Origin of the sequence: Pseudomonas sp. Gutcm_11s (assembly GCF_028649395.1) — a bacterium.
Taxonomy (GTDB): Bacteria; Pseudomonadota; Gammaproteobacteria; order Pseudomonadales; family Pseudomonadaceae; genus Aquipseudomonas.
The window spans coordinates 111,960-138,062 of the sequence record NZ_JAQSUW010000012.1 but is presented as its reverse complement, the minus strand read 5'-3'; the positions used below and the strand labels follow the sequence as shown (position 1 = coordinate 138,062).

Annotated in this window: 28 protein-coding genes and 1 pseudogene; 11 read left to right on the top strand and 18 right to left on the bottom strand. The window is 66.3% G+C overall.

Features of this window, described 5'->3' with window-relative positions:
* Positions 1 to 25: 25 nt before the first annotated feature.
* Entirely contained in the window at positions 26 to 904 is an 879-nt protein-coding gene (locus PTT45_RS09580; RefSeq protein ID WP_273812953.1) for a DNA-3-methyladenine glycosylase family protein, read from the bottom strand.
* A gap of 135 nt (positions 905 to 1,039) precedes the next feature.
* Between PTT45_RS09580 and PTT45_RS22325 the strand changes: the two are divergent.
* The 3 genes and pseudogenes from PTT45_RS22325 to lipA form a co-directional block, all read left to right on the top strand.
* Positions 1,040 to 1,816: pseudogene (locus PTT45_RS22325) on the top strand (PAS domain-containing protein); the annotation flags it as partial.
* Complete coding sequence (locus PTT45_RS22320) at positions 1,796 to 2,356, top strand: methyl-accepting chemotaxis protein (RefSeq protein WP_443218169.1); 561 nt, start codon at positions 1,796 to 1,798, stop codon at positions 2,354 to 2,356. The pseudogene PTT45_RS22325 and the gene PTT45_RS22320, both read left to right, overlap by 21 nt.
* Before the next feature lie 177 nt (positions 2,357 to 2,533).
* Positions 2,534 to 3,586, top strand: a complete 1,053-nt coding sequence (gene lipA / locus PTT45_RS09570; protein WP_273812951.1) for a lipoyl synthase — start codon at positions 2,534 to 2,536, stop codon at positions 3,584 to 3,586.
* Between the two features lie 72 nt (positions 3,587 to 3,658).
* Here lipA and lipB read toward each other — a convergent pair whose 3' ends face one another.
* The 11 genes from lipB to PTT45_RS09515 all read right to left on the bottom strand — a co-directional run bounded on the left by lipB (position 3,659) and on the right by PTT45_RS09515 (position 13,812).
* Complete coding sequence (gene lipB, locus PTT45_RS09565) at positions 3,659 to 4,276, bottom strand: lipoyl(octanoyl) transferase LipB (RefSeq protein WP_273812950.1); 618 nt, start codon at positions 4,274 to 4,276, stop codon at positions 3,659 to 3,661.
* Entirely contained in the window at positions 4,276 to 4,554 is a 279-nt protein-coding gene (locus tag PTT45_RS09560) for a DUF493 domain-containing protein (RefSeq protein ID WP_137975044.1), read from the bottom strand. The genes lipB and PTT45_RS09560 overlap by 1 nt, the downstream gene beginning before the upstream one ends.
* A 127-nt stretch (positions 4,555 to 4,681) precedes the next feature.
* The gene (locus PTT45_RS09555; protein WP_273812949.1) at positions 4,682 to 5,857 is read right to left on the bottom strand and encodes a D-alanyl-D-alanine carboxypeptidase family protein; all 1,176 of its coding nucleotides are present in this window, start codon (positions 5,855 to 5,857) and stop codon (positions 4,682 to 4,684) included.
* 94 nt (positions 5,858 to 5,951) lie between these two features.
* A complete protein-coding gene (locus PTT45_RS09550; RefSeq protein ID WP_443218167.1) occupies positions 5,952 to 6,962 on the bottom strand; it encodes a septal ring lytic transglycosylase RlpA family protein in 1,011 nt (336 codons plus the stop codon).
* Complete coding sequence (gene mltB, locus PTT45_RS09545) at positions 6,959 to 7,975, bottom strand: lytic murein transglycosylase B (protein ID WP_443218166.1); 1,017 nt, start codon at positions 7,973 to 7,975, stop codon at positions 6,959 to 6,961. The genes PTT45_RS09550 and mltB overlap by 4 nt, the downstream gene beginning before the upstream one ends.
* Positions 7,972 to 9,120, bottom strand: a complete 1,149-nt coding sequence (gene rodA, locus PTT45_RS09540; protein WP_043308379.1) for a rod shape-determining protein RodA — start codon at positions 9,118 to 9,120, stop codon at positions 7,972 to 7,974. The genes mltB and rodA overlap by 4 nt, the downstream gene beginning before the upstream one ends.
* The gene (mrdA, locus tag PTT45_RS09535) at positions 9,117 to 11,042 is read right to left on the bottom strand and encodes a penicillin-binding protein 2 (protein WP_273812947.1); all 1,926 of its coding nucleotides are present in this window, start codon (positions 11,040 to 11,042) and stop codon (positions 9,117 to 9,119) included. The genes rodA and mrdA overlap by 4 nt, the downstream gene beginning before the upstream one ends.
* A 10-nt stretch (positions 11,043 to 11,052) precedes the next feature.
* Entirely contained in the window at positions 11,053 to 11,520 is a 468-nt protein-coding gene (gene rlmH, locus PTT45_RS09530) for a 23S rRNA (pseudouridine(1915)-N(3))-methyltransferase RlmH (protein WP_273812946.1), read from the bottom strand.
* Positions 11,521 to 11,529: 9 nt separating this feature from the next.
* On the bottom strand, positions 11,530 to 11,889 hold the full coding sequence (gene rsfS, locus PTT45_RS09525) for a ribosome silencing factor (RefSeq protein WP_273812945.1): 360 nt from the start codon (positions 11,887 to 11,889) through the stop codon (positions 11,530 to 11,532).
* 7 nt (positions 11,890 to 11,896) lie between these two features.
* Positions 11,897 to 12,547 carry a nicotinate-nucleotide adenylyltransferase gene (gene nadD, locus PTT45_RS09520; RefSeq protein ID WP_273812944.1) on the bottom strand — a complete coding sequence of 217 codons (651 nt, stop codon included), beginning with the start codon at positions 12,545 to 12,547 and terminating at the stop codon, positions 11,897 to 11,899.
* A complete protein-coding gene (locus PTT45_RS09515; protein ID WP_273812942.1) occupies positions 12,547 to 13,812 on the bottom strand; it encodes a glutamate-5-semialdehyde dehydrogenase in 1,266 nt (421 codons plus the stop codon). Before PTT45_RS09515 ends, nadD begins: the two co-directional genes overlap by 1 nt.
* A gap of 172 nt (positions 13,813 to 13,984) precedes the next feature.
* Here PTT45_RS09515 and PTT45_RS09510 point away from each other — a divergent pair, with 172 nt between their 5' ends.
* Complete coding sequence (locus PTT45_RS09510; protein ID WP_273812940.1) at positions 13,985 to 14,665, top strand: DNA-3-methyladenine glycosylase; 681 nt, start codon at positions 13,985 to 13,987, stop codon at positions 14,663 to 14,665.
* A gap of 2 nt (positions 14,666 to 14,667) precedes the next feature.
* Positions 14,668 to 15,984: a bifunctional DedA family/phosphatase PAP2 family protein gene (locus PTT45_RS09505; RefSeq protein ID WP_273812938.1), complete on the top strand. Its 1,317-nt coding sequence runs from the start codon at positions 14,668 to 14,670 to the stop codon at positions 15,982 to 15,984.
* Between the two features lie 12 nt (positions 15,985 to 15,996).
* Here PTT45_RS09505 and PTT45_RS09500 read toward each other — a convergent pair whose 3' ends face one another.
* From PTT45_RS09500 to PTT45_RS09490, 3 genes are read right to left on the bottom strand one after another with little or no spacing between them, the layout of a single operon-like run.
* Positions 15,997 to 16,587, bottom strand: a complete 591-nt coding sequence (locus PTT45_RS09500) for an LON peptidase substrate-binding domain-containing protein (RefSeq protein ID WP_273812936.1) — start codon at positions 16,585 to 16,587, stop codon at positions 15,997 to 15,999.
* Positions 16,588 to 16,597: 10 nt separating this feature from the next.
* Positions 16,598 to 17,314: an LrgB family protein gene (locus PTT45_RS09495; protein ID WP_273812934.1), complete on the bottom strand. Its 717-nt coding sequence runs from the start codon at positions 17,312 to 17,314 to the stop codon at positions 16,598 to 16,600.
* Entirely contained in the window at positions 17,311 to 17,673 is a 363-nt protein-coding gene (locus PTT45_RS09490) for a CidA/LrgA family protein (RefSeq protein ID WP_273812932.1), read from the bottom strand. The genes PTT45_RS09495 and PTT45_RS09490 overlap by 4 nt, the downstream gene beginning before the upstream one ends.
* A 163-nt stretch (positions 17,674 to 17,836) precedes the next feature.
* On the opposite strand from PTT45_RS09490, the gene PTT45_RS09485 reads away from it, so the two are divergent.
* From PTT45_RS09485 to PTT45_RS09465, 5 genes are all read left to right on the top strand, one after another.
* A complete protein-coding gene (locus PTT45_RS09485) occupies positions 17,837 to 18,292 on the top strand; it encodes a MaoC family dehydratase (protein WP_273812930.1) in 456 nt (151 codons plus the stop codon).
* An 88-nt stretch (positions 18,293 to 18,380) separates the two neighbouring features.
* Positions 18,381 to 20,084 (top strand): C13 family peptidase, encoded by a 1,704-nt coding sequence (locus tag PTT45_RS09480; protein WP_273812928.1) that lies wholly within the window; start codon positions 18,381 to 18,383, stop codon positions 20,082 to 20,084.
* A 69-nt stretch (positions 20,085 to 20,153) separates the two neighbouring features.
* Positions 20,154 to 20,795 (top strand): oxidoreductase, encoded by a 642-nt coding sequence (locus PTT45_RS09475; RefSeq protein WP_273812927.1) that lies wholly within the window; start codon positions 20,154 to 20,156, stop codon positions 20,793 to 20,795.
* Positions 20,795 to 21,406 (top strand): class I SAM-dependent methyltransferase, encoded by a 612-nt coding sequence (locus PTT45_RS09470; protein ID WP_273812926.1) that lies wholly within the window; start codon positions 20,795 to 20,797, stop codon positions 21,404 to 21,406. The genes PTT45_RS09475 and PTT45_RS09470 overlap by 1 nt, the downstream gene beginning before the upstream one ends.
* 64 nt (positions 21,407 to 21,470) lie before the next feature.
* Entirely contained in the window at positions 21,471 to 21,938 is a 468-nt protein-coding gene (locus PTT45_RS09465; RefSeq protein ID WP_273812925.1) for a YbaK/EbsC family protein, read from the top strand.
* Here PTT45_RS09465 and PTT45_RS09460 read toward each other — a convergent pair whose 3' ends face one another.
* The 3 genes from PTT45_RS09460 to mpl are packed head-to-tail and all read right to left on the bottom strand — an operon-like array spanning position 21,939 to position 24,220.
* Positions 21,939 to 22,232: a YceK/YidQ family lipoprotein gene (locus tag PTT45_RS09460; RefSeq protein ID WP_273812924.1), complete on the bottom strand. Its 294-nt coding sequence runs from the start codon at positions 22,230 to 22,232 to the stop codon at positions 21,939 to 21,941.
* Positions 22,232 to 22,864, bottom strand: a complete 633-nt coding sequence (gene ubiX / locus PTT45_RS09455; protein ID WP_273812923.1) for a flavin prenyltransferase UbiX — start codon at positions 22,862 to 22,864, stop codon at positions 22,232 to 22,234. The genes PTT45_RS09460 and ubiX overlap by 1 nt, the downstream gene beginning before the upstream one ends.
* Positions 22,865 to 22,867: 3 nt before the next feature.
* A complete protein-coding gene (gene mpl, locus PTT45_RS09450) occupies positions 22,868 to 24,220 on the bottom strand; it encodes a UDP-N-acetylmuramate:L-alanyl-gamma-D-glutamyl-meso-diaminopimelate ligase (protein ID WP_273812922.1) in 1,353 nt (450 codons plus the stop codon).
* Between the two features lie 385 nt (positions 24,221 to 24,605).
* On the opposite strand from mpl, the gene PTT45_RS09445 reads away from it, so the two are divergent.
* The gene (locus tag PTT45_RS09445; protein ID WP_273812921.1) at positions 24,606 to 26,093 is read left to right on the top strand and encodes an amino acid permease; all 1,488 of its coding nucleotides are present in this window, start codon (positions 24,606 to 24,608) and stop codon (positions 26,091 to 26,093) included.
* Positions 26,094 to 26,103: the final 10 nt, after the last annotated feature.

Here is a 26,103-nt window from a genome sequence, read left to right as displayed (position 1 = left end):
GGGCCTTTGCGCGAGCGCTGAGAACTTACGGCATGGCCCAGAGATGGGCCGCCACCAGCGCCCTCCAGGGCGCGAAGGGCAACAGCCAGTCGCGCACGAAGGCCTGGCTGAGTTTCTCCTCAGCGCCCAGCAGGCGCTGCAGCTGCCGGCGTACGGCGGCGTCGCCGTGCAGCGAGCCGTCCAGCCGGGCAAAACCACGCAGCAGCGCATAGTCCACCGTCCAAGGACCGATGCCCTTGAGCGCCAGCAGGCGCTCGCCGATAGCCTCCGCCGGCTCGCTCTCCAGCCAGGCGTCTAGCGGCAGCCTCCCCGCCTCGATCTCGCGACTGAGCAGCAGCAGAGCCTGAGTCTTGGCCCGGGAGAAGCCCGACTGGCCCAGGGCATCCTCGTCCAGCTCCACCACCGCCGCCGCATCCGGGTAGCAGAACAGGCCGCTGGAATGACGCAGGCCGGCCAGCTGGATCAGCTTGCGCCGTAGCGAAATAGCCACCGGCAGGCTGATCTGCTGGCCGCTGATGGCCCAGCTCAGCGCCTCGAAGGGGGTAGCCGACTGCGGCACCCGCAGGCCAGGATTGGCCAGGAGCAACCTCCCGATCTGCGGGTGATCGGCGTGAGCGGTCTCGAAGGCCTGCACCGCCTGAGTCAGCCCCAACATGCGCTCGACCAGCCCACGCAGCGCCTGCGCATCACCCGCCTCACCATCTACCTGCAGGCTCACCCGCACACGACCGTCGGCGAAACGCAGCCCCAGGCAGGCCGGCTGCCCGCGCCAGAGAATGCCCTTTTCCAGACCAGCATCCGTGACCCTTTCGGCCAGCGCCTGGGCATCCCGGCGATGGAAAGCCAGCAGATCGGTGACCCGATAGTCATCCGGCAGCGTCAGTTCGAGCTCGATGCGCGACATATTTCCTCATCATGAGCGGGTGGAGGTCGAAGGCTACACTGCAGGACTATGGTTTTCCTGCCGCTGACCGATAAATAGAAACGCGGTTTCCACATCATCACCGCCCTCAGGTTTCCACCCATAGGTGCCTTGCCGATGTTCAACAAGAAGCTGAAAGAGGAGCTGGCCGAGCTGCGTGAAGAACTCACCAGCCTGCGCCAGATCAGGGACTCGGTCTACGCCGAAATGCTGGTGATCGAGATCGCGGCGGACGGCCGGGTACGCTATGCCAACGAGCACTTCCTCAAGGAGATGGTCTACCAGCGTGAGGCCCTGATCGGGCGCACCCTGGAGTCGCTGATCCCGACGTCCTTCCATCAGGAAGCCAACTACCAGGTCCTGCAGCGCGCCCTGCGCAATCATGAGCACATCTGGGGCGCCTATCGTCTGCTGCGCGGCAACGGCGAAGAAGCCTGGCTGCGCTGCATCTGGCAGCCGGTGCTGGATAGCCAGGGCAAGCTGGCCTTCTTCACCCTGTGCGCCACCGACCTGACCCGCACCATCTCCACCTCGCGCGAGCACGAGGGGCTGATCGATGCACTGCTGCGCTCCACCGCGGTGATCGAATTCAACCTGGCCGGTGAAGTCCTCACCGCCAACGACCGCTTCCTCGGCGGCATGGGCTATCGCCTGGAGCAGATCCAGGGCAAGCACCACCGCATGTTCTGCGAGCCGGAGGAGTACAACTCGCAGGAATACCGCGACTTCTGGGCGCGCCTGAACCGCGGCGAATTCGTCGCAGGACGCTTCAAGCGGGTCGACAGCTACGGCCGGGTCGTCTGGCTGGAGGCCTCCTACAACCCGATCCTCGACCCCCACGGCAAGCTGTACAAGGTGGTCAAGTTCGCCACCGTGATCACCGACCAGGTCCAGCAGGAACAGGCGGTCGCCGAGGCGGCGAACATCGCCTACAGCATCTCGCAGAAGACCGACGACACGGCCGACAAGGGTGCATCCGTGGTGCGCCAGACGGTCGAGGTGATGCAGCGCATTGCCCGCCAGATGCAGGAAGCCAGTGACGGCATCGAGGCGCTCGGCAAGCAGTCCCAGCTGATCAGCACCATCATGCAGACCATCCGCGGCATCGCCGACCAGACCAACCTGCTGGCACTCAACGCCGCCATCGAGGCCGCTCGCGCCGGTGACCAGGGCCGCGGCTTCGCCGTGGTCGCCGACGAGGTGCGCCAGTTGGCCGGTCGCACCAGCCAGGCCACCGAAGAGATCGTCGAGGTGGTGCAGAAGAACCAGAACCTGGCGCAAAGCGCTGTGGACAGCATGGCCAGCAGCCGTCAGCAGGCCGAGCAGGGCCTGAGCTTGGCCAACGAGGCCGGTGCGGTGATCGTCGAGATCCAGGATGGCGCCAAGCAGGTGGTCCAGGCGGTGGAGCAGTTCGCCAGCCAGCTGAAGACCTGACCGGGCGCGGGAACGCCGCGCGGCCAGGCAGCTGGTCGCGCCCGCCGGATCGACAGTGCCTTTATGGCTGCAGAGCGCGTCCGACAAGGGCCGGAAGCCTTAGGCAGACCATTCGTGGTAGACTGCGACCCGGCCAAAAGCCCGCTACCGAAGCCTCCTACCGGAGCCGAGATCTCGATGTCCGACACCGTCCCGTCCAAGCCCGTATCCAGCGGCGAGAAATTCCGCACCCCCCAGGGGATCACTGCGATCAAGGATGGCCAGAAGCGCCGCGCCTCGGCCGAACCGCAGGTCGTCGAGCCCAAGCCGAGCTGGCTGCGGGTCAAGGCACCGAGCGGCAGCCGCTTCGACGCGGTCAAGCGCAATGTCGGCGAACATCGCCTGAGCACCGTCTGTCAGGAATCCCACTGCCCGAACATGGGCGAGTGCTGGTCCAACGGCACCGCCACCATCATGCTGATGGGCTCGGTGTGCACCCGTGCCTGCCGCTTCTGCGCGGTCGACACCGGTAACCCGAATGGCTGGCTGGACCTGGAAGAACCGCAGAACACCGCCAAGTCGGTGGAGCTGATGGGCCTGCGCTACATCGTCCTGACCTCGGTGGATCGCGACGATCTTGCCGATGGCGGCGCCGCCCACTACGCGGCCTGCGTGCAAGCCATCAAGGCCAATACCCCGCAGGTGGTGGTCGAGGCCCTGACGCCCGACTTCGACGGCGATCACGAGGCCATCGCCCGCGTGGTGGACTCCGGCCTGGAGGTCTTCGCGCAGAACGTCGAGACCGTCAAGCGCCTGACCTACGTGGTACGCGACCCCCGCGCCGGCTACGAGAAGACCCTGAAGGTGCTGGAGTACGCCAAGCAGCACCGCCCCACTGTCATCACCAAGACCAGCCTGATGCTGGGCCTGGGCGAGACCGACGAGGAAATCCTGGAAACCATGGATGACCTGCGTGCCATCGGCGTGGACATCCTCACCCTCGGCCAGTACCTGCAACCCACGCGCAACCACCTCAAGGTGCAGCGCTGGGTCAGCCCCGAGGAGTTCAATCGCTTCCGTGACATCGGCCTGGAAAAAGGCTTCATGGAGGTCGCCGCCGGCCCGCTGGTGCGCTCCAGCTACCGCGCCGACCGGGTATTCGAGAAGAACAACCTGGGCCTGGCCGCACCGGCTCCGGTACCGGGCCAGCAACAGGACAACAGCCTGATTCCGGCGCTCAACCTGAACTGACCCTCAGCCTAGAAACAGAAAAGGCCCTGTGGCATCCGCCCCAGGGCCTTTTGCTTGGTGTCTATCTCAACCTCAGACGTAGCCCAGGCGCTCGCGCAGGGCGCGCGCCAGGCGCTGCGCCACCTCGTCGAGCGAGGGCGGCGTTTCCAGCAGGTCCTTCAGCTGGATCATCTTCAGGCCGGCATAACCGCAAGGGTTGATACGCCAGAACGGCGACATATCCATGTCGACATTCAGCGCCAGGCCGTGGAACGAGCAGCCATTGCGTACCCGCAGGCCCAGCGAGGCGATCTTGTCGCCGGCGACGTATACACCCGGAGCGTCCGCCTTGGGCGCCGCCTCGATGCCATAGCCGGCCAGCACGTCGACCAGCGCCAGCTCCATGGCGGTGACCAGCTCGCGCACACCCAGCTTCTGCCGACGCAGATTGAGCATCAGGTAGGCCACCAGCTGGCCGGGGCCATGGTAGGTGACCTGGCCACCACGCTCGACCTGCACCACCGGGATATCGCCGGTAGCCAGCAGGTGCTCCGGCTTGCCGGCCTGCCCCTGGGTGAAGACCTGAGGGTGCTGCAGCAGCCAGATTTCGTCGGGAGTCGACTCATCACGCTCGGCGGTGAAGCTGCGCATGGCTTCCAGGGTCGGCAGGTACTCCACCAGCCCCAGGTGACGCACGACGAGTTCTGCCACTAGAGCACCATGTGCACGCGGCCGGTGGCCTTGAGGTCGAGGTGGATCGCCTGCAACTGCTCCACGCCGGTGGCGGTGATCAGCACCTGTACGGAGAGGAAGCGACCGTTGCGGCTGTCGCGCACCACCAGGGTGTCGACGTCGAAGCCCGGCGCATGGCGCTGGATGATCTCGACCACCAGATCGGAGAAGCCCTCACCGGCCTCGCCGATCACCTTGATCGGATAGCGCTCGCAGGGGAATTCGATTTTCGGGGCTTGTACTTCGGTATCTGTCATCGCGGTCGCTCCGGGTTGCTCACCCGTGAAATGCGAACGCCCCGATTCCGGGGCGTCCTTGTGAGTCTTCAGTTCAGCTCCCTATCTGGGGCTCGAACGGCGGTGTTTCAAGACCGCCAGATGACTCTTAGTTGAACAGTCCGTAGAAGAACAGACGGATGCTATCCCACAGGCGACGGAAGAAACCACCCTCCTCCGCCGGCTCCAGGGCGATCAGGTCGGCGCTGTGCACCACCTCGTCACCCAGCTTGACCTCGACCTTGCCGATCACATCACCGACCTTGAGCGGGGCGACCAGCTGCGGCTCCAGCACCATGCTGGCCTTGAGCTGCTTCACCTGGCCTTTCGGCAGGGTCAGGCTCAGATCCTGGGCCAGACCGGCCTTGACCTGACGAGTGGTGCCCTTCCAGACCTGGGCCTGGGCCAGCTCCTGACCAGCCTTGTAGAAGGTCTGGGTTTCGAAGAAGCGGAAGCCGTAGGTCAGCAGCTTCTGGGTCTCGGCGGCGCGGGTCTTCTCGCTGTCGGTACCGAACACCGAGGTGATCATGCGCGCGCCGTCACGAACGGCGGAGGCCACCAGGCAGAAGCCGGCTTCGGCGGTGTGGCCGGTCTTCAGGCCGTCGACGGTGCTGTCGCGCCATAGCAGCAGGTTGCGGTTGCCCTGCTTGATGTTGTTCCAGAAGAACTCCTTCTGCGAGTAGATCGCATAGTGCTGCTGGTCTTCATTGATGATGGCGCGGGCCAGGATGGCCATGTCGTGGGCACTGGAGTAGTGCTCCGGGTGCGGCAGGCCGGTGGCGTTCATGAAGTGCGAGTTCTTCATGCCGAGCTTTTCGGCAGTCTCGTTCATCATGTCGGCGAAGGCGTCTTCGCTACCGGCGATGTACTCGGCCAGGGCGATGCTGGCGTCGTTGCCGGACTGGATGATGATGCCGTGCAGCAGGTCGTCGACCTTCACTTGGCTGTTGATCGGCAGGAACATGGTGGAGCCGCCGGAGGCCGCGCCACCGGTGCGCCAGGCGTGCTCGCTGACGGTGACTAGGTCCTGCTCGCCGATCTTGCCCTTGCGGATTTCCAGGGTGGCGATGTAGGCGGTCATCAGCTTGGTCAGGCTGGCCGGCGGCAGACGCTGGTCGCCGTTGTTCTCCACCAGCACCTTGCCGCTGGCGCCATCCATCAGCACGTAGGACTTGGCGGCCAACTGGGGCGGCGAGGGAATGGCCGAGTCGGCGGAAGCAGCAAAGGAAGCGCTCAGCAGAGTGGCAAGCAGGGCAAGGCGTTGGGCAAAGCGGGAGATGTTCATCCGTCTCTCTGAAATAGCTGTTCAACAATGGCGCAGGCGGGCCGGAGCCCGCCTGCATTCACCGCCGCCCGGCGAAGGGCGACGAACGAAGTCTTTAGTCCGGTCTGACCAGGGCGGGTTCCCCGAGGTTGGCCAGGCGCACGCTGTTTTGCAGCTGCTGCGCCTCAGCCTGGGTTTCGACCGGCCCCAGACGTACCCGGTGCAAGATCTGCTGGTTGCGCACCACCGAGCTGATAAACACCTTGGCAGGCACCGTCTCGCTCAGCTTGGCCTTGAGGAGCTCCGCAGCGTCCGGATTGGCGAAGGCGGCCACTTGGAGATACAGGCCAGATGCTGCGGGCGAAGCGTTTTTTTTTACATCGATCTGCACCGGCAGCACGGCAGCGGCGTGCTGTGCAGGCGGCGGAGTGTACTGCTCGATCGGCTGGACCGGGGCCACGGCTACCGGCTGGGCGACGGCCGGGGCACCCTGGCTGGCCATCTTCGGCTGCGCCAGCACCATCGGCACCGGACGGCCCTGAGCGGCCCACCATTCATGCGGGTCGATACCTTCAACCTTGACCCGGGCAGTGCCGCTCTCGGCATAGCCGAGCTTCTTCGCCGCAGCGAAGGACAGGTCGATGATGCGATCGGAATAGAACGGACCACGGTCGTTGACGCGCAGGATCACGGTCTTGCCGTTGTCCAGGTTGGTCACACGTACATAGCTCGGCAGCGGCAGGGTCTTGTGCGCGGCAGTCATGCCGTACAGGTCGTAGGCTTCGCCGTTGGCGGTGGCCTGGCCGTGGAACTTGGTGCCGTACCAGGAGGCGGTGCCGGTAGCCGAGTAACGGCGGCTGTCACGGATCGGGTAGTAGGTCTTGCCCATCACCGTGTAGGGATTGGCCTTGAAGTTGCCGTAGTGCGGCATCGGCACGGCATCGGGGATGCGCGACACGTCCACGTCCCACCAAGGCGCGCCGTCGCGATGCGGGCGGCTGTAGTCGCCAGGCCCGGAAATCGGCTGCGAGCCGGGCTCGACCGGTTGCGGACCACGGTTGTTGGAGCAGCTGACCAGCGCCAGACCGAGGGCGGTCGCCGTCAACGCACGCTGCACGAACTTCAAGGACGACCCCGCTTGGCGACCAGCTCGCCGGACAATTGATGAACGGCCATCGCATACATGGCACTGCGATTGTAGCGGGTGATCACGTAGAAGTTGGGCAGGCCCATCCAGTACTCCTGGCCCTCGGCGCCGTCGAAGCGGAAGGCGGTGACCGGAATGTCGTCACGCAGCACGTCGGCGCTGCTCCAGCCGAGGGCACGCAGGTCGCCGACATTCTTCACCGGATCGAGGCCCTGGGTCAGGCCGCTGTCGGCCAGCTCGCCCTTGACCTGGGCGCGGCTGACCACCGGCTCGCCGCTGGTCCAGCCATGACGTTTGAAGTAGCTGGCAACGCTGCCGATGGCGTCCACCGGGTTGTTCCAGATGTCGATATGGCCGTCGCCATCGAAGTCCACCGCATAGGCGCGGAAGCTGCTCGGCATGAACTGCGGCAGGCCCATGGCACCGGCGTAGGAACCCTTCAGGGTGAGCGGATCGACCTGCTGCTCGCGAGCCAGGATGAGGAACTCACGCAGCTGCTGGCAGAAGAATTCGGCGCGCGGCGGGTAGTCGAAGCACAGCGTCGACAGGGCATCGAGCACGCGCCAGCTGCCGGTGTTGCCACCGTAGAAGGTCTCCACGCCGATGATCGAGACGATCACCTGGGCCGGTACACCGTATTCCTTCTCGGCACGGGCCAGGGCGTCGGAGTGCTTGTTCCAGAAGTCCACGCCCTTGCTGATACGGGCTTCGGTGATGAAGATCGGCCGATAGTCCTTCCACGGCTTGACCTTCTCGGCCGGGCGGGAGATGGCGTCGAGGATCGCCTGCTTGCGCTCCACCTGATCGAACAGCACGGTCAGCTGCTCGCTGGCGAAGCCATAGTCGCGAGTCATCTCGGCGACGAATTCGGCCACCCGCGGCGACCCCTGGTATTCCCCGGCGGCCTGAACCTGGCCAGCCACGCCGAACAGCGCCACGACGGCGACTCCCCAGCTGCGCATTGCTTGCTTCAAATTCTGCACTCTTGTCATGCCTGGGCGATCCACTTGCGGTGCGTCTGGATCGCCATCAAAACCCCGAACCCAGCCAACAGCGTCACCAGATGGGTTCCGCCATAGCTAATGAAGGGCAGGGGCACCCCCACCACCGGCAACAGTCCGCTGACCATGCCGATGTTCACGAATACGTAGACGAAGAACGTCATGGTCAGGCTGCCGGCCAGCAACTTGCCGAACAGCGTCTGCGCCTGCGCGGTGATCACCAGCCCACGGGCGATCAGCAGCAGGTAGACGAACAGCAGGATACACACCCCAACCATACCGAACTCTTCGCTCAGCACGGCAATGATAAAGTCCGTGTGGCTTTCCGGCAAAAAATCCAGGTGCGACTGAGTGCCGAGCAGCCAGCCCTTGCCGAACACGCCACCGGAGCCGATGGCGGCCTTGGACTGGATGATGTTCCAGCCGGTACCGAGCGGGTCGCTCTCCGGGTCGAGGAAGGTCAGAACCCGCTGTTTCTGGTACTCGCGCAGCACAAAGAACCACATACCCACCGCGATCGGCACCACCGCCGTGACCGCGCCGATGATCCAGCGCCACTGCAGTCCGGCCATGAACAAAACGAAGGCACCGGAGGCGAGAATCAGCAGCCCGGTACCCAGGTCAGGTTGTTTCAAAATGAGTACGAAGGGGATCAGGATCAGCACCAGACTGATGGCAATGTGCTTCAGCTTGGGCGGCAGGTTGTGCCGGGCCAGGTACCAGGCGATGGTCGCCGGCATGATGATCTTCATGAATTCCGAGGGCTGGAAGCGGATCACCCCGGGGATGTTGATCCAGCGCGTCGCGCCCATGGCCGTGTGGCCCATGATCTCCACCACGGTGAGCAGGCCAACGCCGGCCACATAGGCCAGCGGCACCCAGCGCGCCATGAAGCGCGGCTCGAACTGGGCGATGACGATGGCGGCGACCAGGCCGATGCCGAACGAGGAGCCCTGCTTGAGCACCAGGTCCCAGTTCTTGCCGCTGGCCGAATAGAGGATGAACATGCTGCCGGCGCACAGCGCCAGCAGGATCAGCAGCAGCCAGCCGTCGATATGCAGGCGCTGCAGCAGCGTGGCGCGGCGCTTGAACACGTCCTCCTGGGAGATGTTGCGATCGAATTCCTGGCGCTTCATCGCTGCACACTCTCTTGCTCAGTCGCCGGCACGGCCGGGCGATATTCAGGCTTGAGCTGACCGTCTTCGCCCAGCAGCCAGGCGTCCATCACCTGCTTGGCCACCGGCGCAGCCACGCTGGAGCCGCCCTCGCCGTTCTCGATCATCACCGATACCGCGATCTTCGGCGCCTCGGCCGGGGCGAAGGCGACGAACAGGGCGTGGTCGCGATGGCGCTCCGCGATCTTGTTGCGGTCGTACTTCTCGCCCTGCTTGATCGCCACCACCTGCGCAGTGCCGCTCTTGCCGGCGATGCGGTAGAGCGAGGTGGCGCCGACCTTGGCCGCCGTGCCGCGCGGGCCGTGCATCACCATTTCCATGCCGATGCGGCTGTAGTCCCAGAACTTCGGATCGCGCAGTTTGATGTCCGGCGGCGTCGCCACATGCGGCATCAGGTCCTGCTCCATCAGCTCTTCCGGGCTCATGCTCTCGGCGCGCTTGAGCAGGTGCGGGCGAATCCACTTGCCGCGGGTGGCCATCAGGGTCACCGCCTGGGCCAGCTGCAGCGGCGTGGTCTGCATGTAGCCCTGGCCGATACCGAGGATCAGCGTCTCGCCCGGGTACCAGGACTGACGGTAGCGCGCGCGCTTCCACTCGCGCGACGGCATCAGCCCCGGCGCTTCCTCGAACATGTCCAGCGAGACCTTCTGGCCCAGGCCGAAGCGGCTCATGTAGTCGTGCATGCGGTCCACGCCCATCTTGTGGGCGAGGTCGTAAAAGTAGGTGTCGTTGGAGCGCATGATGGCGTACTCCAGGTTCACCGAGCCGTCACCGGTGCGGTTCCAGTTGCGGTATTTGTGCGTGTTGCCCGGCAGCTGGTAATAGCCCGGATCGAACACCCGGGTCTGCGGCGTGACCACTCCGGCGTCCAGGCCAGCCACCGCGATCATCGGCTTGACCGTCGAACCCGGCGGATACAGGCCGCGCAGCACGCGGTTGTACAGCGGTCGGTCGATGGAATCGCGCAGCTCGGCATAGGCCTTGAAGCCGATGCCGGTGACGAACGGGTTGGGGTCGAAGCTCGGCTGGCTGACCATGGCCAGCACGTCGCCGCTGGACGGCTCGATCGCCACCACAGCGCCACGGCGCCCGCCCAGGGCCTGCTCGGCAGCTTCCTGCAGGCGCACGTCGAGAGTCAGGGTCAGGTCCATACCCGGGATCGGGTCGGTGTGCTTGAGCACCCGCAACACGCGGCCACGGGCGTTGGTCTCGACTTCCTCGTAACCGACCTGGCCGTGCAGCAGGTCTTCGTAGAAGCGCTCGATACCGGTCTTGCCGATGTGGTGGGTGCCGGCGTAGTCGGTGGGATCGAGCTCCTTGAGCTCTTTCTCGTTGATCCGCCCGACATAGCCGACCGAATGGGCGAAGTGGCCCTTCTGCGGGTAGTGGCGCACCAGCTGCGCGGCCACCTCGACGCCGGGCAGGCGGAACTGGTTCACCGCGATACGGGCGATCTGCTCCTCGGTCAGCTCGAACAGCACCGGCACCGGCTCGAAGGGGCGACGGCCCTGGCGCATGCGCTTCTCGAACAGGGCGCGGTCGTCCGGGGTCAGCTGCAGCACCTCGACGATCGCGTCGAGTACCTGCTGCCAGTCGCCGGCGCGCTCGCGGGTCACGGTCAGGCTGAAGCTCGGCCGGTTGTCGGCGATGATCACCCCGTTGCGGTCGAAGATCAGGCCACGGGTCGGCGGGATCGGCTGCACGTGGATGCGGTTGTTCTCTGCCAGCGTCGAGTGGTGCTCGTACTGGATCACCTGCAGGTAGTACATGCGCGCGATCAGCACGCAGGTCAGCAGCAGCACGGTGACGCCGCCCACGATGACCCGACGACGCACCAGGCGGGCGTCCTTCTCGTGGTCCTTCAGGCGAATGGGTTGCGGCATCGACTACTGCTTATTTGTGGTACGGGTGGCCGGACAGCACGGTCCAGGCACGGTAGATCTGTTCGCCGACCAGGATGCGCACCAGCGGGTGCGGCAGGGTCAGCGGCGACAGCGACCAGCGCTGCTCGCTGCGCGCGCAAACCTCAGGAGCCAGCCCCTCGGGACCACCGACCATCAGGTTGACGTTGCGCGCATCCAGGCGCCAGCGCTCCAGCTCGGCGGCCAGCTGCTCGGTGCTCCACGGCTTGCCTGTGACCTCCAGGGTCACTATGCGTTCACCGGGCTGCACCTTGTTCAGCATGGCCTCGCCCTCCTGACGGATCAGGCGGGTGACGTCGGCGTTCTTGCCACGGGTGGTCAGCGGGATCTCCACCAGCTCCAGCGGCAGTTCGGATGGCAGGCGCTTGACGTACTCCTGCCAGCCCTCCTCCACCCAGCGCGGCATGCGCGAGCCGACGGCGATCAGCTTGATACGCACGGCGCAGGCTTACTCGGCCGGGTCCTGGTGCTGCGCGCGGCTCTGCTCGGCGCCCTGCCACAGACGCTCCAGGTCGTAGAACTGGCGGGTAGCAACCTGCATCACGTGGACGACCACGTCACCCAGGTCGAGCAGGGCCCATTCGCCGCCGTCCAGGCCTTCGTTGCCGATCGGGCGCACGCCCTGTTCCTTGACCTTCTCCAGTACTTCGTTAGCCATCGACTTGACGTGACGGCTGGAGGTACCGCTGGCGATCACCATGAAATCGGTGACGCTGGTCTTGCCGCGTACATCGATGGTGGTGATGTCCTGACCTTTCAGGTCTTCCAGGGCCGCAATGGCGACCTTGACCAGTTCTTCGTTTTGCATCGTTACCTCATGAATCGGTTTTCGCACGGTACAGATCGTGCGCATGGATATAGGCCAGCACGGCGTCGGGCACCAGGAAGCGCACCGAGCGCTGCTGTGCCAACAACTGGCGAACCAGGGTGGCAGACACCGCCAGGGGCGTCTGCCAGATGAAACTGATCTGCCCACCCGGCCCCGAGAGGCCCAGCGGGTCGGTCACACTGCGCGCGGCGAGCAGGTCGCGCAGCGCCTCGGGCGGCTCGCTGTCGGCATCCGGCCGCTGCAGCACGAGGATATGGCAATGCACCAGCAGCTCCTGCCAGCGATGCCAGGTCGGCAACCCGCAGAAGGCATCCCAGCCCAGCAGGAGGAACAACTGGTCGTCCGCCGCCAACTCACCACGCACCGACTCCAGGGTGTCGTAGGTGAACGACGGTTTGTCACGTTTCAGCTCACGGTCATCGACCGTCAGCAGGGCCTCGCCGGCTACCGCCAGTTCGACCATGGCCAGGCGCTGCTCGGCCGTGGCCTGCGGTGCCTCGCGGTGCGGCGGGCGGGCGCTGGGGATGAGCCGCAGCTCGTCCAGCGCCATGAACTCCGCCACTTCCAGCGCACCACGCAGATGACCGATGTGCACCGGGTTGAAGGTGCCACCGAGCAGGCCGATACGTCGCGCCATCAGGTGCGGATGTGCCCGTCGCCGAACACCACGTACTTTTCGCTGGTCAGGCCTTCCAGGCCGACCGGGCCGCGGGCGTGCAGCTTGTCGGTGGAGATGCCGATCTCCGCGCCCAGGCCGTACTCGAAGCCGTCGGCGAAACGGGTCGAGGCGTTGACCATCACCGAGGAGGAATCCACCTCGGTGAGGAAGCGCCGCGCATCACTGAAGTTCTCGGTGATGATCGCGTCGGTGTGTTGCGAGCCGTATTTGTTGATGTGCTCGATGGCCGCATCCAGCGAATCGACGATGCGAATGGCCAGGATCGGCGCGTTGTACTCGGCGTACCAGTCGTCCTCGCTCGCTTCCAGCACATCACCGCCGAGCAGCGCGCGGGTGGCGGCATCGCCGCGCAGCTCCACGCCCTTGTCGCGGTAGATGGCGGCCAGCGGCGGCAGCACGCGGGCGGCAATGGCCTCGTGAACCAGCAGGGTCTCCATGGCATTGCACGGCGAGTAGCGCTGGGTCTTGGAGTTGTCGGCGACGCGGATGGCCTTGTCGATATCGGCGGCGACGTCGATGTACACGTGGCACACGCCGTCCAAGTGCTTGATCACCGGCACCTTGGCATCACGGCTGATGCGCTCGATCAGGCCCTTGCCACCGCGCGGGACGATCACGTCGACGAACTCGGGCATGGTGATCAGCGCGCCGACGGCGGCGCGGTCGGTGGTTTCCACCACCTGCACGGCGCTGGCCGGCAGGCCGGCTTCGGCCAGGCCGAGCTGGATGCAGCGGGCGATGGCCTGGTTGGAATGAATCGCCTCGGAGCCGCCACGCAGGATGGTGGCGTTGCCGGACTTCAGGCACAGGCTGGCGGCGTCGATGGTCACATTGGGGCGCGACTCGTAGATGATGCCGATCACGCCCAGCGGCACGCGCATCTTGCCGACCTGGATACCGGACGGCAGGTAGCGCATGCCCTGGATCTCGCCGATCGGGTCCGGCAGGGTGGCGACCTGGCGCAGGCCCTCGATCATGCTGTCGATGACTTTCGGAGTCAGCGCCAGGCGGTCGACCATGGCTGGCTCCAGACCGCTGGCGCGCGCGGCGACCAGGTCCAGCTCGTTGGCGGCGGTCAGCTCGGCGCGGGCGGCGTCGAGGGCATTGGCGGCGGCCTGCAGCGCATGGTTCTTCTGCGCGGTGCTGGCTCGGGCGAGCACCCGCGAGGCATCGCGCGCGGCGCGGCCCAGGCGGGTCATATAGTCGAGCACTGACTCGGTCATGGTCGGCGAAGGTCTGGCAGTTGGAAAAAGTGGCTGATTATAGCGACCGCGTCCCGTCCCGCCCAGCACTGCCGGGCGGATGGCGCAACCCATGCAACATCGCGGAACAAGATTCACCGTCGCCACCGCCCGGCATTGTTAAGATCGCGCGGTTTCCCGAGCCGGACCATCCATGACCAGCACCCGCCAGCCGCTGCCCGACAGCTTCTTCGACCGCGACGCCCAGCTCGTCGCCCGTGCGCTGCTGGGCAAGATCATCCGCCATCGCCATCAGGGGCACTGGCTGGCGGCGCGGATCATCGAGACCGAGGCCTATTACCTGGCCGAGAAGGGCAGCCACGCCTCTCTCGGTTACACCGAGAAGCGCCGCGCGCTGTTCCTCGATGGCGGCCACATCTACATGTACTACGCCCGCGGCGGTGACTCGCTGAACTTCAGCGCCCACGGTCCGGGCAATGCAGTGCTGATCAAGTCGGCCATGCCCTGGCTCGACGAACATTGCGCCGAGGACGCCCTGCCGCGCATGCAGGCCAACAACCCCTCGGCCGCCGGCGACCACCGCCACCCGGAGCGCCTGTGCGCCGGCCAGACCCTGCTGTGCAAGGCCCTCGGCCTCAAGGTGCCGGACTGGGACGCGCAGCGCTTCGACCCGCAGCGGTTGTTCGTCGATGACGTCGGCCAGCGCCCGACACGGATCATCCAGACCACTCGCCTGGGCATCCCCAGCGGCCGCGACGAGCAACTGCCCTACCGTTTCGTCGACGCCGACTACGCCCGCCATTGCACGCGCAACCCTTTGCGCCGTGGCCAGGTCGAAGGTCGCGACTACTTTCTGCTGAACCCCGAGGAGTGAGCATGAGCGAATGGTTCGCCGCCCTGTCGCACTGGCTGGAGGCCAACCCCGAGTGGCTGGGCCTGAGCATCTTCCTGGCCGCCTGCCTGGAGTGCCTGGCCGTGGCCGGCATCCTGATCCCCGGCACGGTGCTGCTGTTCGCCCTCGGCGTGATGGCCGGCAGCGGCGCCCTGAGCCTGGGCGAGACCCTGCTGCTGGCCTATGCCGGCGGTCTGCTCGGCGATGCGATCTCCTACGGCCTGGGCCGGCGCTTCCACCAGGGCATCCGCGGCCTGCCGGTTCTGCGTGACCATCCGGAGTGGCTGGCCGGGGCCGAACATTATTTCCAGCGCTATGGCGTGGTCAGCCTGCTGGTCGGCCGCTATATCGGCCCGCTGCGACCGATGCTGCCGCTGGTGGCAGGCATGCTCGACATGCCGTTCATCCGCTTCGTCCTGGTCAGCATGCTGGCCGCCGCCGGTTGGGCCGTGGCCTACATGCTGCCGGGCTGGGCCACCGGCGCCGCGCTGCGCCTGCCGCTACCCGAAGGCTTCTGGACCGCCGCCGGCATCGTCGCCGCGGGACTGGGCCTGATGCTGGTCCTGGTGATCGCCAGCAGCCTGCGCGAACAGCGCTGGGCCACCCTGCTGGCCGCCGGCAGCAGCGCCGGTCTGCTGCTGGCCCTGCTGATCGGCATCCCGCATCTGGACGCCCTCGATCAAGGCCTCAACGCACTGATCCAGGAGCACCGCAGCAGCAGCGTCGACAGCCTGGCCATGCTGATCACCGGCCTCGGCGACTTCCGCACCCAGCTCGCCGCCGCCGTGCTGGTCACCCTGCTGTTGCTGGTCGCCAGGCGCTTCCACGCCGCGCTGTTCGTCGCCTGCTGCACGCTGTTCACCTCTCTTGCCACCACCGGCCTCAAGCAGCTGTTCGCCCGCGCCCGCCCGGAGGTACTGCAGCAACCACTGGAGACTTTCAGCCTGCCCAGCGGCCACAGCTCGGCGGCCTTCGCCTTCTTCCTCGCCCTCGGCGTGCTGGCCGGGCGCGGCGCCAGCGCGCGCACGCGCCTGACCTGGCTGCTGCTGGCCAGCCTGCCGGCGCTGTGTATCGCGGGTTCGAGGGTGTATCTGGGAGTGCACTGGCCGACCGACATTCTCGCCGGCGCCCTGCTCGCCGGCAGCGTCTGCGCCGCCTGCCTGGCCTGGCTACAACGCCGCGAACCGATGCGCCCGCTGGGCGCGCGGGTGTGGTGGCTGGTCCTGCCGGCCACCCTGGCCCTGCTCGGCGGGGTCAGCGCCTGGGCGCTGCCGGAAGCGATCCAGCTGTATCGCTATTGATTGGCCGACCGCTTAGGCGGTCATCTCGCCCTGCAGCTGGTCGAGAAACTGCTGGATCAGCTGCAACCGCTGCACCGGCAGGTCCTGCTGCAGCACCTGCAGTTTCTCTTCGATGGAGAACGGCAGCAGGTAGGCCAGCTGGTTGGCCAGCGCCTGCTGGCCGGCGACCGCGCCACCCATGCCCAGCTCGGAAACCAGTGGATGCTCGGCCAGCGCACCGAGCAGAGCAGCCAGGTCGGCCTGTTCGGCGAGCAGCGGCGCATCGCCGCCCTCCTCCAGCCATTGCACCTCAGCCACCGTCAGCTGATCCGGCTGCACCACGATCTCGCCGACACGAAAGCGCCTGCCACCCTCGACGCGAATGCCGAGCAGGCCGTTGGAGCGCTGCTGGAAGTCGCGGATCAGCGCCTCGCAGCCCAGCACCGAGAAGCGCCGAGCCGCCTCACCGACTTCCGTACCCTCGATGATGGTCACCACGCCGAAGCTCTCGCCGCGGCGCATGCAGGCGCTGACCATATCCAGGTAGCGCGCCTCGAAGATCTGCAGGTCGAGATTGCAGCCCGGGAACAGCACGGTATTGAGGGGAAACAGCGGGAAGTTCATGCACAGCTCCTCAGGCGACCAGGGCCACGACCAGCGGCAGCACCACGGCGGTGAGCATACCCATCAGACTCATGGCCAGGGCGGCGAAGGCACCGCTCTCCTCGCCCTCCTGCAATGCGCGCGCCGTACCCACCGCGTGCGCGGTGATACCCAGCGCGATGCCCTGGGCCGCCGGATGGTGCACGCCGATGCGGCGCAGCAGCTCCGGGCCGCACATGGCGCCGAGTACTCCGGTAATCAGCACGAACACCGCAGCCAGGGCCGCCACGCCACCGATCTGCTCGGCCACCAGCATGGCAATCGGCGAGGTCACCGACTTCGGCGCGATGGTCATCAGCATCATGCGTTCGGCGCCAAAGGCCCAGGCCAGGGCCACACCCAGCACTGTGGCGACGGCGCCGGCGAGCAGCAGGGTGATCAGCGTCGGCCAGAACAGCTGGCGGATACGCTTGAGATTGAGGAACAGCGGCACAGCCAGGGCCACGGTGGTCGGCCCCAGCAGCACGCTGAGCAGGAAGGTGCTGTCGCGGTATTCCTGGTAGCTCAGCTCGGCCAGCAGCAGGATGCCGATCAGCACCGCCATCGACACCAGCACCGGCTGCAGGAACATCCAGCGCGTGCGCTCGTAGGCGGCCAGCGAGGCCTGGTACACCGCGAGGGTGACGCCGACGCCGAACAGCGGATGGTGCAATACCGCCTGCAGTGCGCCCTGCCAGTCCGGACTCATGAACGCTCCCCGCGCCGCGCCTGGCGGTCGATCAGCTTCTGCATCAGCCAGCCGGCGAACAGCAGCGACAGCAGCAGCGACAGCCCCAAGGCACCGGCCAGGGCCCAGAAGTCGGCGGCGATCTGCTCGGCGTACACCATCACCCCCACTGCCGGCGGCACCAGCAACAGCGGCAGGTAGCGCAGCAGGCTGGCAGCGGCCTCGGTCATCGGCTCGCCGACTTCGCCGCGCAGCAGGAGGAAGCCGAACAGCAGCAGCATGCCGATGATCGGCCCCGGCAGCATCGGCAGGAACAGGACGTTGAGGGCGGTGCCAAGCAACTGGAACAGCACCAGCCAGGTCAGGCCGCGAAGCAGCATGCGAGAGGGCTCCGGCTAGGAAAAGGCGACCATTATAGGCACGCCTGAGGGAGCGCTATAAACCGCGACTTTCGGCTTGACCCACGGCGCGCAGTCGTGATGTTGTAGGGCCAGCCTGGTTTACCAAGAACAACAACCGACCACGCATCCTCAAGGAGGAACCATGCCGTCCGTACCCATCGCCCAACTACCTGACTACGTAGGCAAGGAACTCGGCAAGTCCGAGTGGCTGACCATCGATCAGCAACGCATCAACCAGTTCGCCGAGTGCACCGGCGACCACCAGTTCATCCACGTCGACCCGGTCAAGGCCAAGCACACCCCCTTCGGCACCACCATCGCCCACGGCTTCCTCAGCCTGTCGCTGATCCCGGTGCTGATGGAAAAGCTGATGCTGGTCCCGGAAGGCCTGAAGATGGCCGTCAACTATGGCCTCGACAGCGTGCGCTTCATCCAGCCGGTGAAGGTCGACTCGCGCGTGCGCCTGTCTGCCAAGGTGCTGGAAGTCACCGAGAAGCGTCCGGGCCAGTGGCTGTTCAAGGTCGAGGCCACCCTCGAGATCGACGGCGAGGAGAAACCGGCCTATATCGCCGAGTCGCTGTCGCTCTGCTTCGTCTGAGCAAATAGCGGTATCCGACGGGGCGCTCAGGCGCCCCGTTTTCATTTGCCGCTGGCATACTCAGGACAAATCGACCAGGACGTCTGCCATGCCCCGCCGCCTAGCTCCCCTCACTCTTGCCCTCCTGCTCGCCGCCTGTGGCGATGGCGAACCGCTGCTGCCGGCGGATGCCGTGCTGCCCGACGGCGGCCGCTACCGTGGCGAGGTGGTGGACGGCCGCCTGCAGGGCGAAGGCCGCATCGACTACGCCAACGGCATGTACTACCAGGGCCAGTTCAAGGACGGCCAGTTCGAAGGCCCCGGTGAATGGCACGGCCCCAGCGGCGAGAGCTACAAGGGCACCTTCCACCTCGGCCTGTTCGATGGCCAGGGCGAGCTGATCTACAGCGACGGCACCCGCTACCAGGGCGGCTTCAAGCAGAACCGCATGCATGGCGAGGGCCACCTGCAGCAGGGCGCCATGAGCTACCGCGGTGAATTCCGCGACGACCGCTACCACGGCCTCGGCACCCTCGAATGGCCGGACGGCAGCCGCTACCAGGGCCGCTTCGTACGGGGCGAGCCAGAAGGCGAAGGCCTGCGCAGCAATGCCGAGGGCCAGTTCAGCGGCACCTTCAAGAAAGGCACCCTGCAAGGCGAAGGCAGCTACAAGGGCGAGGACGGCGAGAGCTACACCGGCGGCTTCCGCAACGACCAGTTCCACGGCAAGGGCCGCTACCAGAACAGCGACGGCGAGGTATGGAGCGGCAACTTCGTCAACGGCGCACTGACCGGCAAGGGCGAGTTCCGCGGCGCGGATGGCCGCCACTACGCAGGCAACTTCCGCTACTGGCGCTTCCACGGCCAGGGCAAGCTCAGCCTGGCCAACGGCAGCGTGTATGAAGGTCACTTCGCCAATGGCAGCTACGCCGGCGAAGGTACCCTCACCGCACTCGATGGCAAGCGCACCCGAGGCACCTGGAGCAATGGCGAACTGCTGCGCGGCGAGGACGGCACCGCCCAAGCGGATCCGCTGGAACTCGGCCTGTTGCGCCAGGGTCAACTGCTGCAGGAGGCGCTGGACGCCCTGCCCGCATCCACCCCGGCGGTCGAGCTGTACAGCCTGACCCTGGCCGGCGATGGCAAGCAGAGCGTGTTCCTGCGCGAGGCCGACTATGTCAGCAAGCTGCTGCGCGAGCGTTTCGGCGCGCGCGGCAACGTCACCCTGACCAACCACCGCGATCACCTGAGCGATCGCCCACTCGCCACCCGCGAGAGCCTGACCCGCGCCGTGCAGGCCCTCGCCGAACGCAGCGGCCCGGAGGATCTGGTGTTCATCTACCTGACCAGCCACGGTTCCAGCGAGCACGAGCTGAGCATCGACCAGCCACGCCTGCAGCTGTCCGACCTGCCGGCGAGCGAGCTGGCCGCCCTGCTCAAGCCGCTGAACGACCGGCACAAGGTGGTGGTGATCTCGGCCTGCTACTCGGGTGGTTTCATCCCGCCGCTGAAGAACGACAAGACCCTAGTGATGACCGCCGCACGTGCCGACCGGGTGTCCTTCGGCTGCTCCGAGGAGAACGACTTCACCTACTTCGGGCGCGCCCTGTTCGCCGAAGCCTTCAACGAGACCGACGACCTGAGCCGCGCCTTCGAACTGGCCAAGGCCAAGGTCGCCGAGCGTGAGCAGGCCGAGGAGTTCGAGCCTTCCGAGCCGCAGCTGTGGGCGCCGCAGGCCGTACTGGGGCACTGGAAGACACTGCGCAAGCAACAGGCCGAGCAGGCACTGACCGCGGCGACGAAAGCGCCGTAATTGGCGATCAATTTCCGCCCGGATCTGCCGATTCGCTCTAAGCTGACAGTTAATAGCGGAGGAACAAGCATGTACCTGACGCCCCAGCACATCCTGCTCGCCGGAGCCACCGGCCTCACCGGCGAACACCTGCTCGACCGCCTGCTCAACGAGCCGACCATCAGCCGCGTGCTGGCGCCCAGCCGCAGCCCGCTGGCCGAGCATCCGCACCTGGACAACCCGGTCGGCCAGCTGAGCGACCTGCTGCCACAACTGGGCGGGCAGATCGATGCGGCCTTCTGCTGCCTGGGCACCACCATTCGCCAGGCCGGCTCGCAGGACGCCTTCCGCGCCGTCGACCAGGAGCTGGTACTGGCCTTCGCCCGCCGCGCCCGTGAACTGGGCACCCGCCACCTGCTGGTGATCAGCGCCCTGGGCGCCGATCCAAGCTCCTCGGTGTTCTACAACCGGGTCAAGGGCGAGACCGAGGAGGCGCTGAAGGCGATGGACTGGCCGCAGCTGACCATCGTGCGCCCGTCCCTGCTGCTCGGCCCGCGCCGCGAATTCCGTCTCGGCGAGCGTCTGATGGCGCCGCTGCTGCGCTGGATTCCCGGCAAGTACCGCGGCATCGAGGTCGCCGCCCTGGCGCGCGCACTGTGGCGCCTGGCGTTGGAAGAGAGCGACGGCATCCGTGTCGTCGAGTCCGACGAACTGCGCCGTCTGGGACGCTGATGGGCTTCTACGACGACCGAATCCTGCCCCACCTGATCGACTTCGCCTGCGGCATGGGCCACGTGATGAAGACCCGTGCCCAGGTGGTGCCCATGGCGGAAGGTCGGGTGCTGGAGATCGGCATTGGCACCGGCCTCAACCTGAGTTTCTACGATGCGCAGAAGGTCAGCGCCATAGTCGGCGTCGACCCGGCCGCGCAGATGCAGACCCTGGCGCGCCAGCGCGCGGCCAGCATCGGCATCCCGGTGGAGATGGTCGCCCTAGAGCTGGGGCAGATCCAGGCCGCCGACGCCAGCTTCGACAGCATCGTCTGCACCTTCACCCTGTGCACCATCCCCGACCCGCTGGCCGCGCTGCAGGAGATGCGTCGGGTGCTCAAACCCGGTGGCAAGTTCCTGTTCAGCGAACACGGTCGCGCGCCGGATGCCGGCGTACGCACCTGGCAAAACCGCATCACCCCACTATGGAAGCCGCTGGCCGGCGGCTGCCATCTCAACCGTGACATCCCCGCGCTGCTCAAGGCCGGCGGTTTCCATATCCGCGAGATGCACAGCAGCTACCTGCCCGGCCCACGACCGATGACCTGGGTCTGGCGCGGCTGGGCCGACTGATCCCTACAGGTTGACTCGTCCGGGCCGGCCGGCAAGCATGGCGTTTTTGCCCAAGGAAACCGCCATGAGCCTGGAATCGGTCCGCGCCTTCTTCGCCGCCAAGGCCCCTGACATCGCCATCATCGAGCTGGAAACCAGCACCGCCACCGTGGCCCTGGCCGCCGAGGCCCATGGCGTGGAGCCAGGACAGATCGCCAAGACCCTGGCCTTCCGCATCGGCGAACGAGAACTGTTGGTGGTGGCGCGCGGCGATGCCCGCCTGGACAACCGCAAACTCAAGGAGGCCTTCGGCGCCAAGGCCAAGATGCTCGACGCCGAGACGGTGGTAACGCTGACCGGGCACCCGGTCGGCGGCGTCTGCCCGTTCGGCCTGGCCACTGACCTTGCGGTGTACTGCGACCGTTCGCTGCTCGACTACGAAGAAGTGCTGCCGGCGGCAGGTGCCATCCACAGCGCGGTACGCATCTGCCCGAAGCGCATGGCCGAATTGGTGCAAGGCGAGTGGGTGGACGTCTGCCAGGCCGTCGCCTGATCAGTTACCGCCGCTGACGCCGAGCCCGATACCCAGCTCGGCGGCCACGGCGAACGGCAGCAAGAGTGTTTCCAGCAACGCGCTGAATGGCAGGTCGAGGCCGGCGTATTTGGGCGCCTCGGCGCCGAAGCGCTCCACCGGGCAGCAACCGCCCTGCAGCGAATACCAATCCAGACGCGTGCCGGAATAGATGATCGGCGCGCCAGGCTTGGCCGCGTCCAGGGTGCGCACGCTGGCGCAGCCGGGTAGCAGCGTGCAGAGCAGCAGCACGCCACCCACAACGCGGGCTTTCATCAGTCGTCGCCGCTGATCAGATGATGCTCGCCCCAACGCGGCAGCATGTCCTGCGGAATACCCAGGCAGTTGAGAATGCGCGCGACGACGAAGTCGACCAGGTCGTCCACCGTCTGCGGCTGGTGATAGAAGCCCGGCGAGGCCGGCAGGATGGTCACGCCGAGGTTGGACAGCTTGAGCATGTTCTCCAGGTGGATGCTGGAGAACGGCGCCTCGCGCGGCACCAGGATCAGTTGGCGGCGCTCCTTGAGCACCACGTCGGCGGCGCGCTCGATCAGGTTGTTGCAGGCGCCGGTAGCGATGGCCGACAGGGTGCCGGTGCTGCATGGCACCACCACCATGGCGGCGGGCGCGCCGGAGCCGGAGGCCGGCGGCGCCATCCAGTCTTCCTTGCCGTACACGCGAATCTGCCCGGATGCTGCGCCGGTGTATTCACTGAGGAATTGCTGCACGGCCTGCGGCTTGGCCGGCAGGGTGACGTCGGTCTCGGTGGCCATCACCAGCTGCGCGGCCTTGGAGATCAGGAAGTGCACCTCGCGGTCTTCCTGCACCAGGCAGTCGAGCAGGCGCAGGCCGTACTGGGCGCCGGAGGCGCCGGTCATGGCCAAGGTGATGCGTTCCGGACCAGCCATTTCTTATTCCTCCAACGCCTTGGCCAGCTTGCCGTGCAGACCGCCGAAACCACCGTTGCTCATGATCACCACCTGGGTGCCAGGCGCAGCCACGGCCTTGACGCCCTCGATGATCGCTTCCAGTGAATCGCAGACCTGGGTCGGCACCTTGGAGCCGGCCACGGTGGCGGCCAGGTCCCAACCCAGGTTGGCCGGGGCGTACCAGAACACTTGATCGGCCTGCACCACGGAATCCGGCAGGCCGTCACGGTGGGCGCCGAGCTTCATGGAGTTGGAGCGCGGCTCGATCACGGCCACGACCTGCGCAGCACCGACGCGCTTGCGCAGGCCGTCTAAGGTGGTGGCGATGGCAGTCGGATGGTGGGCGAAGTCGTCGTAGATGGTCACGCCCTTCACTTCCGCGACCTTCTCCATGCGCCGCTTGACGCTCTTGAAGGAGGACAGGCCAGCGATGCCCAGTTCCGGCACTACGCCAACATGCCGCGCAGCAGCCAGGGTGGCCAGGGCGTTGGCCACGTTGTGCTGGCCGGTCAGCTCCCACTCCACCGTGCCTTCGACCTTGCCGTCGAACACCACCTCGAAGCGCGAGCCGTCTTCGCTGAGCAGGCGCGCCTGCCACTGGCCACCGGCACCGGTGGTCTGCACCGGGGTCCAGCAACCCATCTTGACCACCCGCGCCAGCGCCTCTTCGGCCTGCGGGTGGATGATCAGGCCCTCGCCCGGCACGGTGCGCACCAGGTGGTGGAACTGCCGTTCGATGGCCGCCAGGTCCGGGAAGATATCCGCGTGGTCGAACTCCAGGTTGTTGAGGATCGCCGTGCGCGGGCGGTAGTGAACGAACTTGCTGCGCTTGTCGAAGAAGGCGCTGTCGTACTCGTCGGCCTCGACCACGAAGAACGGCGTACCGCCCAGGCGCGCGGAGACGCCGAAGTTTTGCGGCACGCCGCCGATCAGGAAGCCCGGGCTCATGCCGGCATGCTCCAGCACCCAGGCCAGCATGCTGGTGGTGGTGGTCTTGCCATGGGTGCCGGCCACGCCCAGTACCCAGCGGCCCTGCAGCACATGGTCGGCCAGCCACTGCGGGCCGCTGACGTAGGGCAGGCCCTGGTTGAGCACGTACTCCACCGCCGGGTTGCCGCGGCTCAGGGCGTTGCCGATCACCACCAGGTCGGGGGCCGGCTGCAGGTGCTCGGGCAGGTAGCCCTGCATCAGCTCGATGCCCTGGGCTTCAAGCTGGGTACTCATGGGCGGATAGACGCTGGCGTCGGAACCGGTGACGCGGTGCCCCAGCTCCTTGGCCAGTACCGCCAGGGAGCCCATGAAGGTGCCGCAGATACCGAGAATATGAATGTGCATCGATGACCTCGAAACAGGCCGGGAGGCCCCGGCAGAACTGGCCGCAGGGTAGCACAGGGCGACACCTGACAGGCTGCCGTACCACCCCGCGAAATCTCGACTAGAGTCTCAGGAGTCTCGGAACACCGAGACGGCATGAGGTTCCTCGTCGTCCATGCCCGCAAGCTGTCAGCGACCGGATGTCCGTCTGCGCTTCGACCTCGCCGGGAAACTCTCCCGGCCCTCGGGGGAACAACCATCTGCCATGCCGAGCATGGCTGCCGAGCCCGTCCGGGCCCTCCTCCGTACACATCCTCCTGCTGTCAGCCGCTGTGCTCCATCCCGTTTCAAGCAAGGCCGCAATTCCTACAAGAACCCGAGCCAACGCGAAATGCAGGAGAGGACCATGAAGCAGCAATCGGGAGTCAGTTACACAACCGTCGACAAGAGTTACTTCGAGCAACGCGGCCTGCGCCGCTATGCCGGTGTCTGGTCGCTATGGGCGCTGGGCGTCGGCGCGGTGATCTCCGGCCATTTCTCCGGCTGGAACTTCGGCCTGGCCAATGGCTGGGGCAGCATGCTGATCGCCGCCATCATCATCGCCATCATGTACCTGGGGCTGACCTTCTCCCTGGCAGAGATGTCGCCGGCCCTGCCCCACACCGGCGGCGCCTATTCCTTCGCCCGTAGTGCCATGGGCCCCTGGGGTGGCTTCCTCACCGGCCTGGCGGAGAACGTCGAGTACGTGCTCACCCCCGCAGTGATCGTGTTCTTTATCGGCAGCTACATGGGCGGCATCTTCGGCACGCCCAGCGAGTACCAGCCGCTATGGTGGATCGGCTTCTACGTGGTGTTCATCTGGCTCAACGTGATCGGCGTGGAGCTGTCGTTCAAGGTCACCCTGGTGGTCACCCTGCTGGCGCTGGCCTGCCTGGTGGTGTTCTGGATCAGCGCCATCCCGCACATCGACTTCAATCGCTTCGCCATGAACGTCGGCCCGGGCGGTGTCGAATTGCCGGAAGGCAATGGCCCGTTCCTGCCCAACGGCCTGCTCGGCGTGCTGGCGGCGATGCCCTTCGCGGTCTGGCTGTTCCTCGCCATCGAGCAGCTACCACTGGCGGCGGAAGAGTCGGTCGACCCGAAACGCGACATGCCCAAGGGCATCATCCTCGGCATGTTCACCCTGATCCTCTCGGCCTTCATGATTCTCTGGCTGAACCCGGCGGTGACCGGCGTCGGCGCCTACGCCCTGGGCTCGTCCGGCGAGCCGCTGCTGGACGGCTTCAAGGCCATCTACGGTGACGACATCGCCAAGCTGCTGGCGCTGGTGGCGGTGCTCGGCCTGGTGGCCAGTTTCCACACCATCATCTTCGCCATGGGCCGGCAGATCTATTCGCTGAGCCGCGCCGGCTACTTCCTGCCGCAACTGTCGATCACCCACGGCCAGCGCAAGACCCCGCACGTGGCCATGCTGATCGGCAGCCTGATGGCACTGGCAGTGATGATGACCCTGTGGTTCATCTTCGGTGAGGAAAAGGGCGGCGCGGTGATCGGCGGCACCCTGCTCAACATGGCGGTGTTCGGCGCCATGTTCTCCTACTTCATGCAGGCCCTGTCGTTCATCCTGCTGCGCCACAAGATGCCCGACATCGAGCGTCCCTACCGCAGCCCACTGGGCGTGCCCGGCGCGGTGCTGACCATGCTGATCGCCGCCGTGACCCTGTACTTCCAGCTCACCGGCGACCCGGCCTACACCCTCGGCGTGTTCTGGGTGGCCGTGTGGTTCGGCATCGGCATCACCTACTTCGCCATCGTCGGTCGCCACCGCCTGATCCTCTCGCCAGAAGAGGAATTCGCCATGGAACAGCGCGAAAAGAACAAAACCAATAGCTGATGAGCCCCGG

Excerpts from the sequence above, each read along its gene's own strand:
- nadD (WP_273812944.1), bottom strand. The coding sequence starts at position 12,547 with ATGGCGCGACGTATCGGCCTGCTCGGTGGCACCTTCAACCCGGTGCAC.
- PTT45_RS09505 (WP_273812938.1), top strand. The coding sequence starts at position 14,668 with ATGAGCGAATGGTTCGCCGCCCTGTCGCACTGGCTGGAGGCCAACCCC.
- PTT45_RS09480 (WP_273812928.1), top strand. The coding sequence starts at position 18,381 with ATGCCCCGCCGCCTAGCTCCCCTCACTCTTGCCCTCCTGCTCGCCGCC.
- PTT45_RS09490 (WP_273812932.1), bottom strand. The coding sequence starts at position 17,673 with ATGCTGCTTCGCGGCCTGACCTGGCTGGTGCTGTTCCAGTTGCTTGGC.
- PTT45_RS09485 (WP_273812930.1), top strand. The coding sequence starts at position 17,837 with ATGCCGTCCGTACCCATCGCCCAACTACCTGACTACGTAGGCAAGGAA.
- PTT45_RS09500 (WP_273812936.1), bottom strand. The coding sequence starts at position 16,587 with ATGAACTTCCCGCTGTTTCCCCTCAATACCGTGCTGTTCCCGGGCTGC.
- PTT45_RS09580 (WP_273812953.1), bottom strand. The coding sequence starts at position 904 with ATGTCGCGCATCGAGCTCGAACTGACGCTGCCGGATGACTATCGGGTC.
- PTT45_RS09475 (WP_273812927.1), top strand. The coding sequence starts at position 20,154 with ATGTACCTGACGCCCCAGCACATCCTGCTCGCCGGAGCCACCGGCCTC.
- mpl (WP_273812922.1), bottom strand. The coding sequence starts at position 24,220 with ATGCACATTCATATTCTCGGTATCTGCGGCACCTTCATGGGCTCCCTG.
- rsfS (WP_273812945.1), bottom strand. The coding sequence starts at position 11,889 with ATGCAAAACGAAGAACTGGTCAAGGTCGCCATTGCGGCCCTGGAAGAC.
- PTT45_RS09560 (WP_137975044.1), bottom strand. The coding sequence starts at position 4,554 with ATGACAGATACCGAAGTACAAGCCCCGAAAATCGAATTCCCCTGCGAG.
- PTT45_RS09445 (WP_273812921.1), top strand. The coding sequence starts at position 24,606 with ATGAAGCAGCAATCGGGAGTCAGTTACACAACCGTCGACAAGAGTTAC.
- PTT45_RS09555 (WP_273812949.1), bottom strand. The coding sequence starts at position 5,857 with ATGAACATCTCCCGCTTTGCCCAACGCCTTGCCCTGCTTGCCACTCTG.
- PTT45_RS09515 (WP_273812942.1), bottom strand. The coding sequence starts at position 13,812 with ATGACCGAGTCAGTGCTCGACTATATGACCCGCCTGGGCCGCGCCGCG.
- lipA (WP_273812951.1), top strand. The coding sequence starts at position 2,534 with ATGTCCGACACCGTCCCGTCCAAGCCCGTATCCAGCGGCGAGAAATTC.
- mltB (WP_443218166.1), bottom strand. The coding sequence starts at position 7,975 with ATGACAAGAGTGCAGAATTTGAAGCAAGCAATGCGCAGCTGGGGAGTC.
- PTT45_RS09495 (WP_273812934.1), bottom strand. The coding sequence starts at position 17,314 with ATGAGTCCGGACTGGCAGGGCGCACTGCAGGCGGTATTGCACCATCCG.
- PTT45_RS09470 (WP_273812926.1), top strand. The coding sequence starts at position 20,795 with ATGGGCTTCTACGACGACCGAATCCTGCCCCACCTGATCGACTTCGCC.
- mrdA (WP_273812947.1), bottom strand. The coding sequence starts at position 11,042 with ATGCCGCAACCCATTCGCCTGAAGGACCACGAGAAGGACGCCCGCCTG.
- rodA (WP_043308379.1), bottom strand. The coding sequence starts at position 9,120 with ATGAAGCGCCAGGAATTCGATCGCAACATCTCCCAGGAGGACGTGTTC.
- PTT45_RS09510 (WP_273812940.1), top strand. The coding sequence starts at position 13,985 with ATGACCAGCACCCGCCAGCCGCTGCCCGACAGCTTCTTCGACCGCGAC.
- PTT45_RS09460 (WP_273812924.1), bottom strand. The coding sequence starts at position 22,232 with ATGAAAGCCCGCGTTGTGGGTGGCGTGCTGCTGCTCTGCACGCTGCTA.
- ubiX (WP_273812923.1), bottom strand. The coding sequence starts at position 22,864 with ATGGCTGGTCCGGAACGCATCACCTTGGCCATGACCGGCGCCTCCGGC.
- PTT45_RS09465 (WP_273812925.1), top strand. The coding sequence starts at position 21,471 with ATGAGCCTGGAATCGGTCCGCGCCTTCTTCGCCGCCAAGGCCCCTGAC.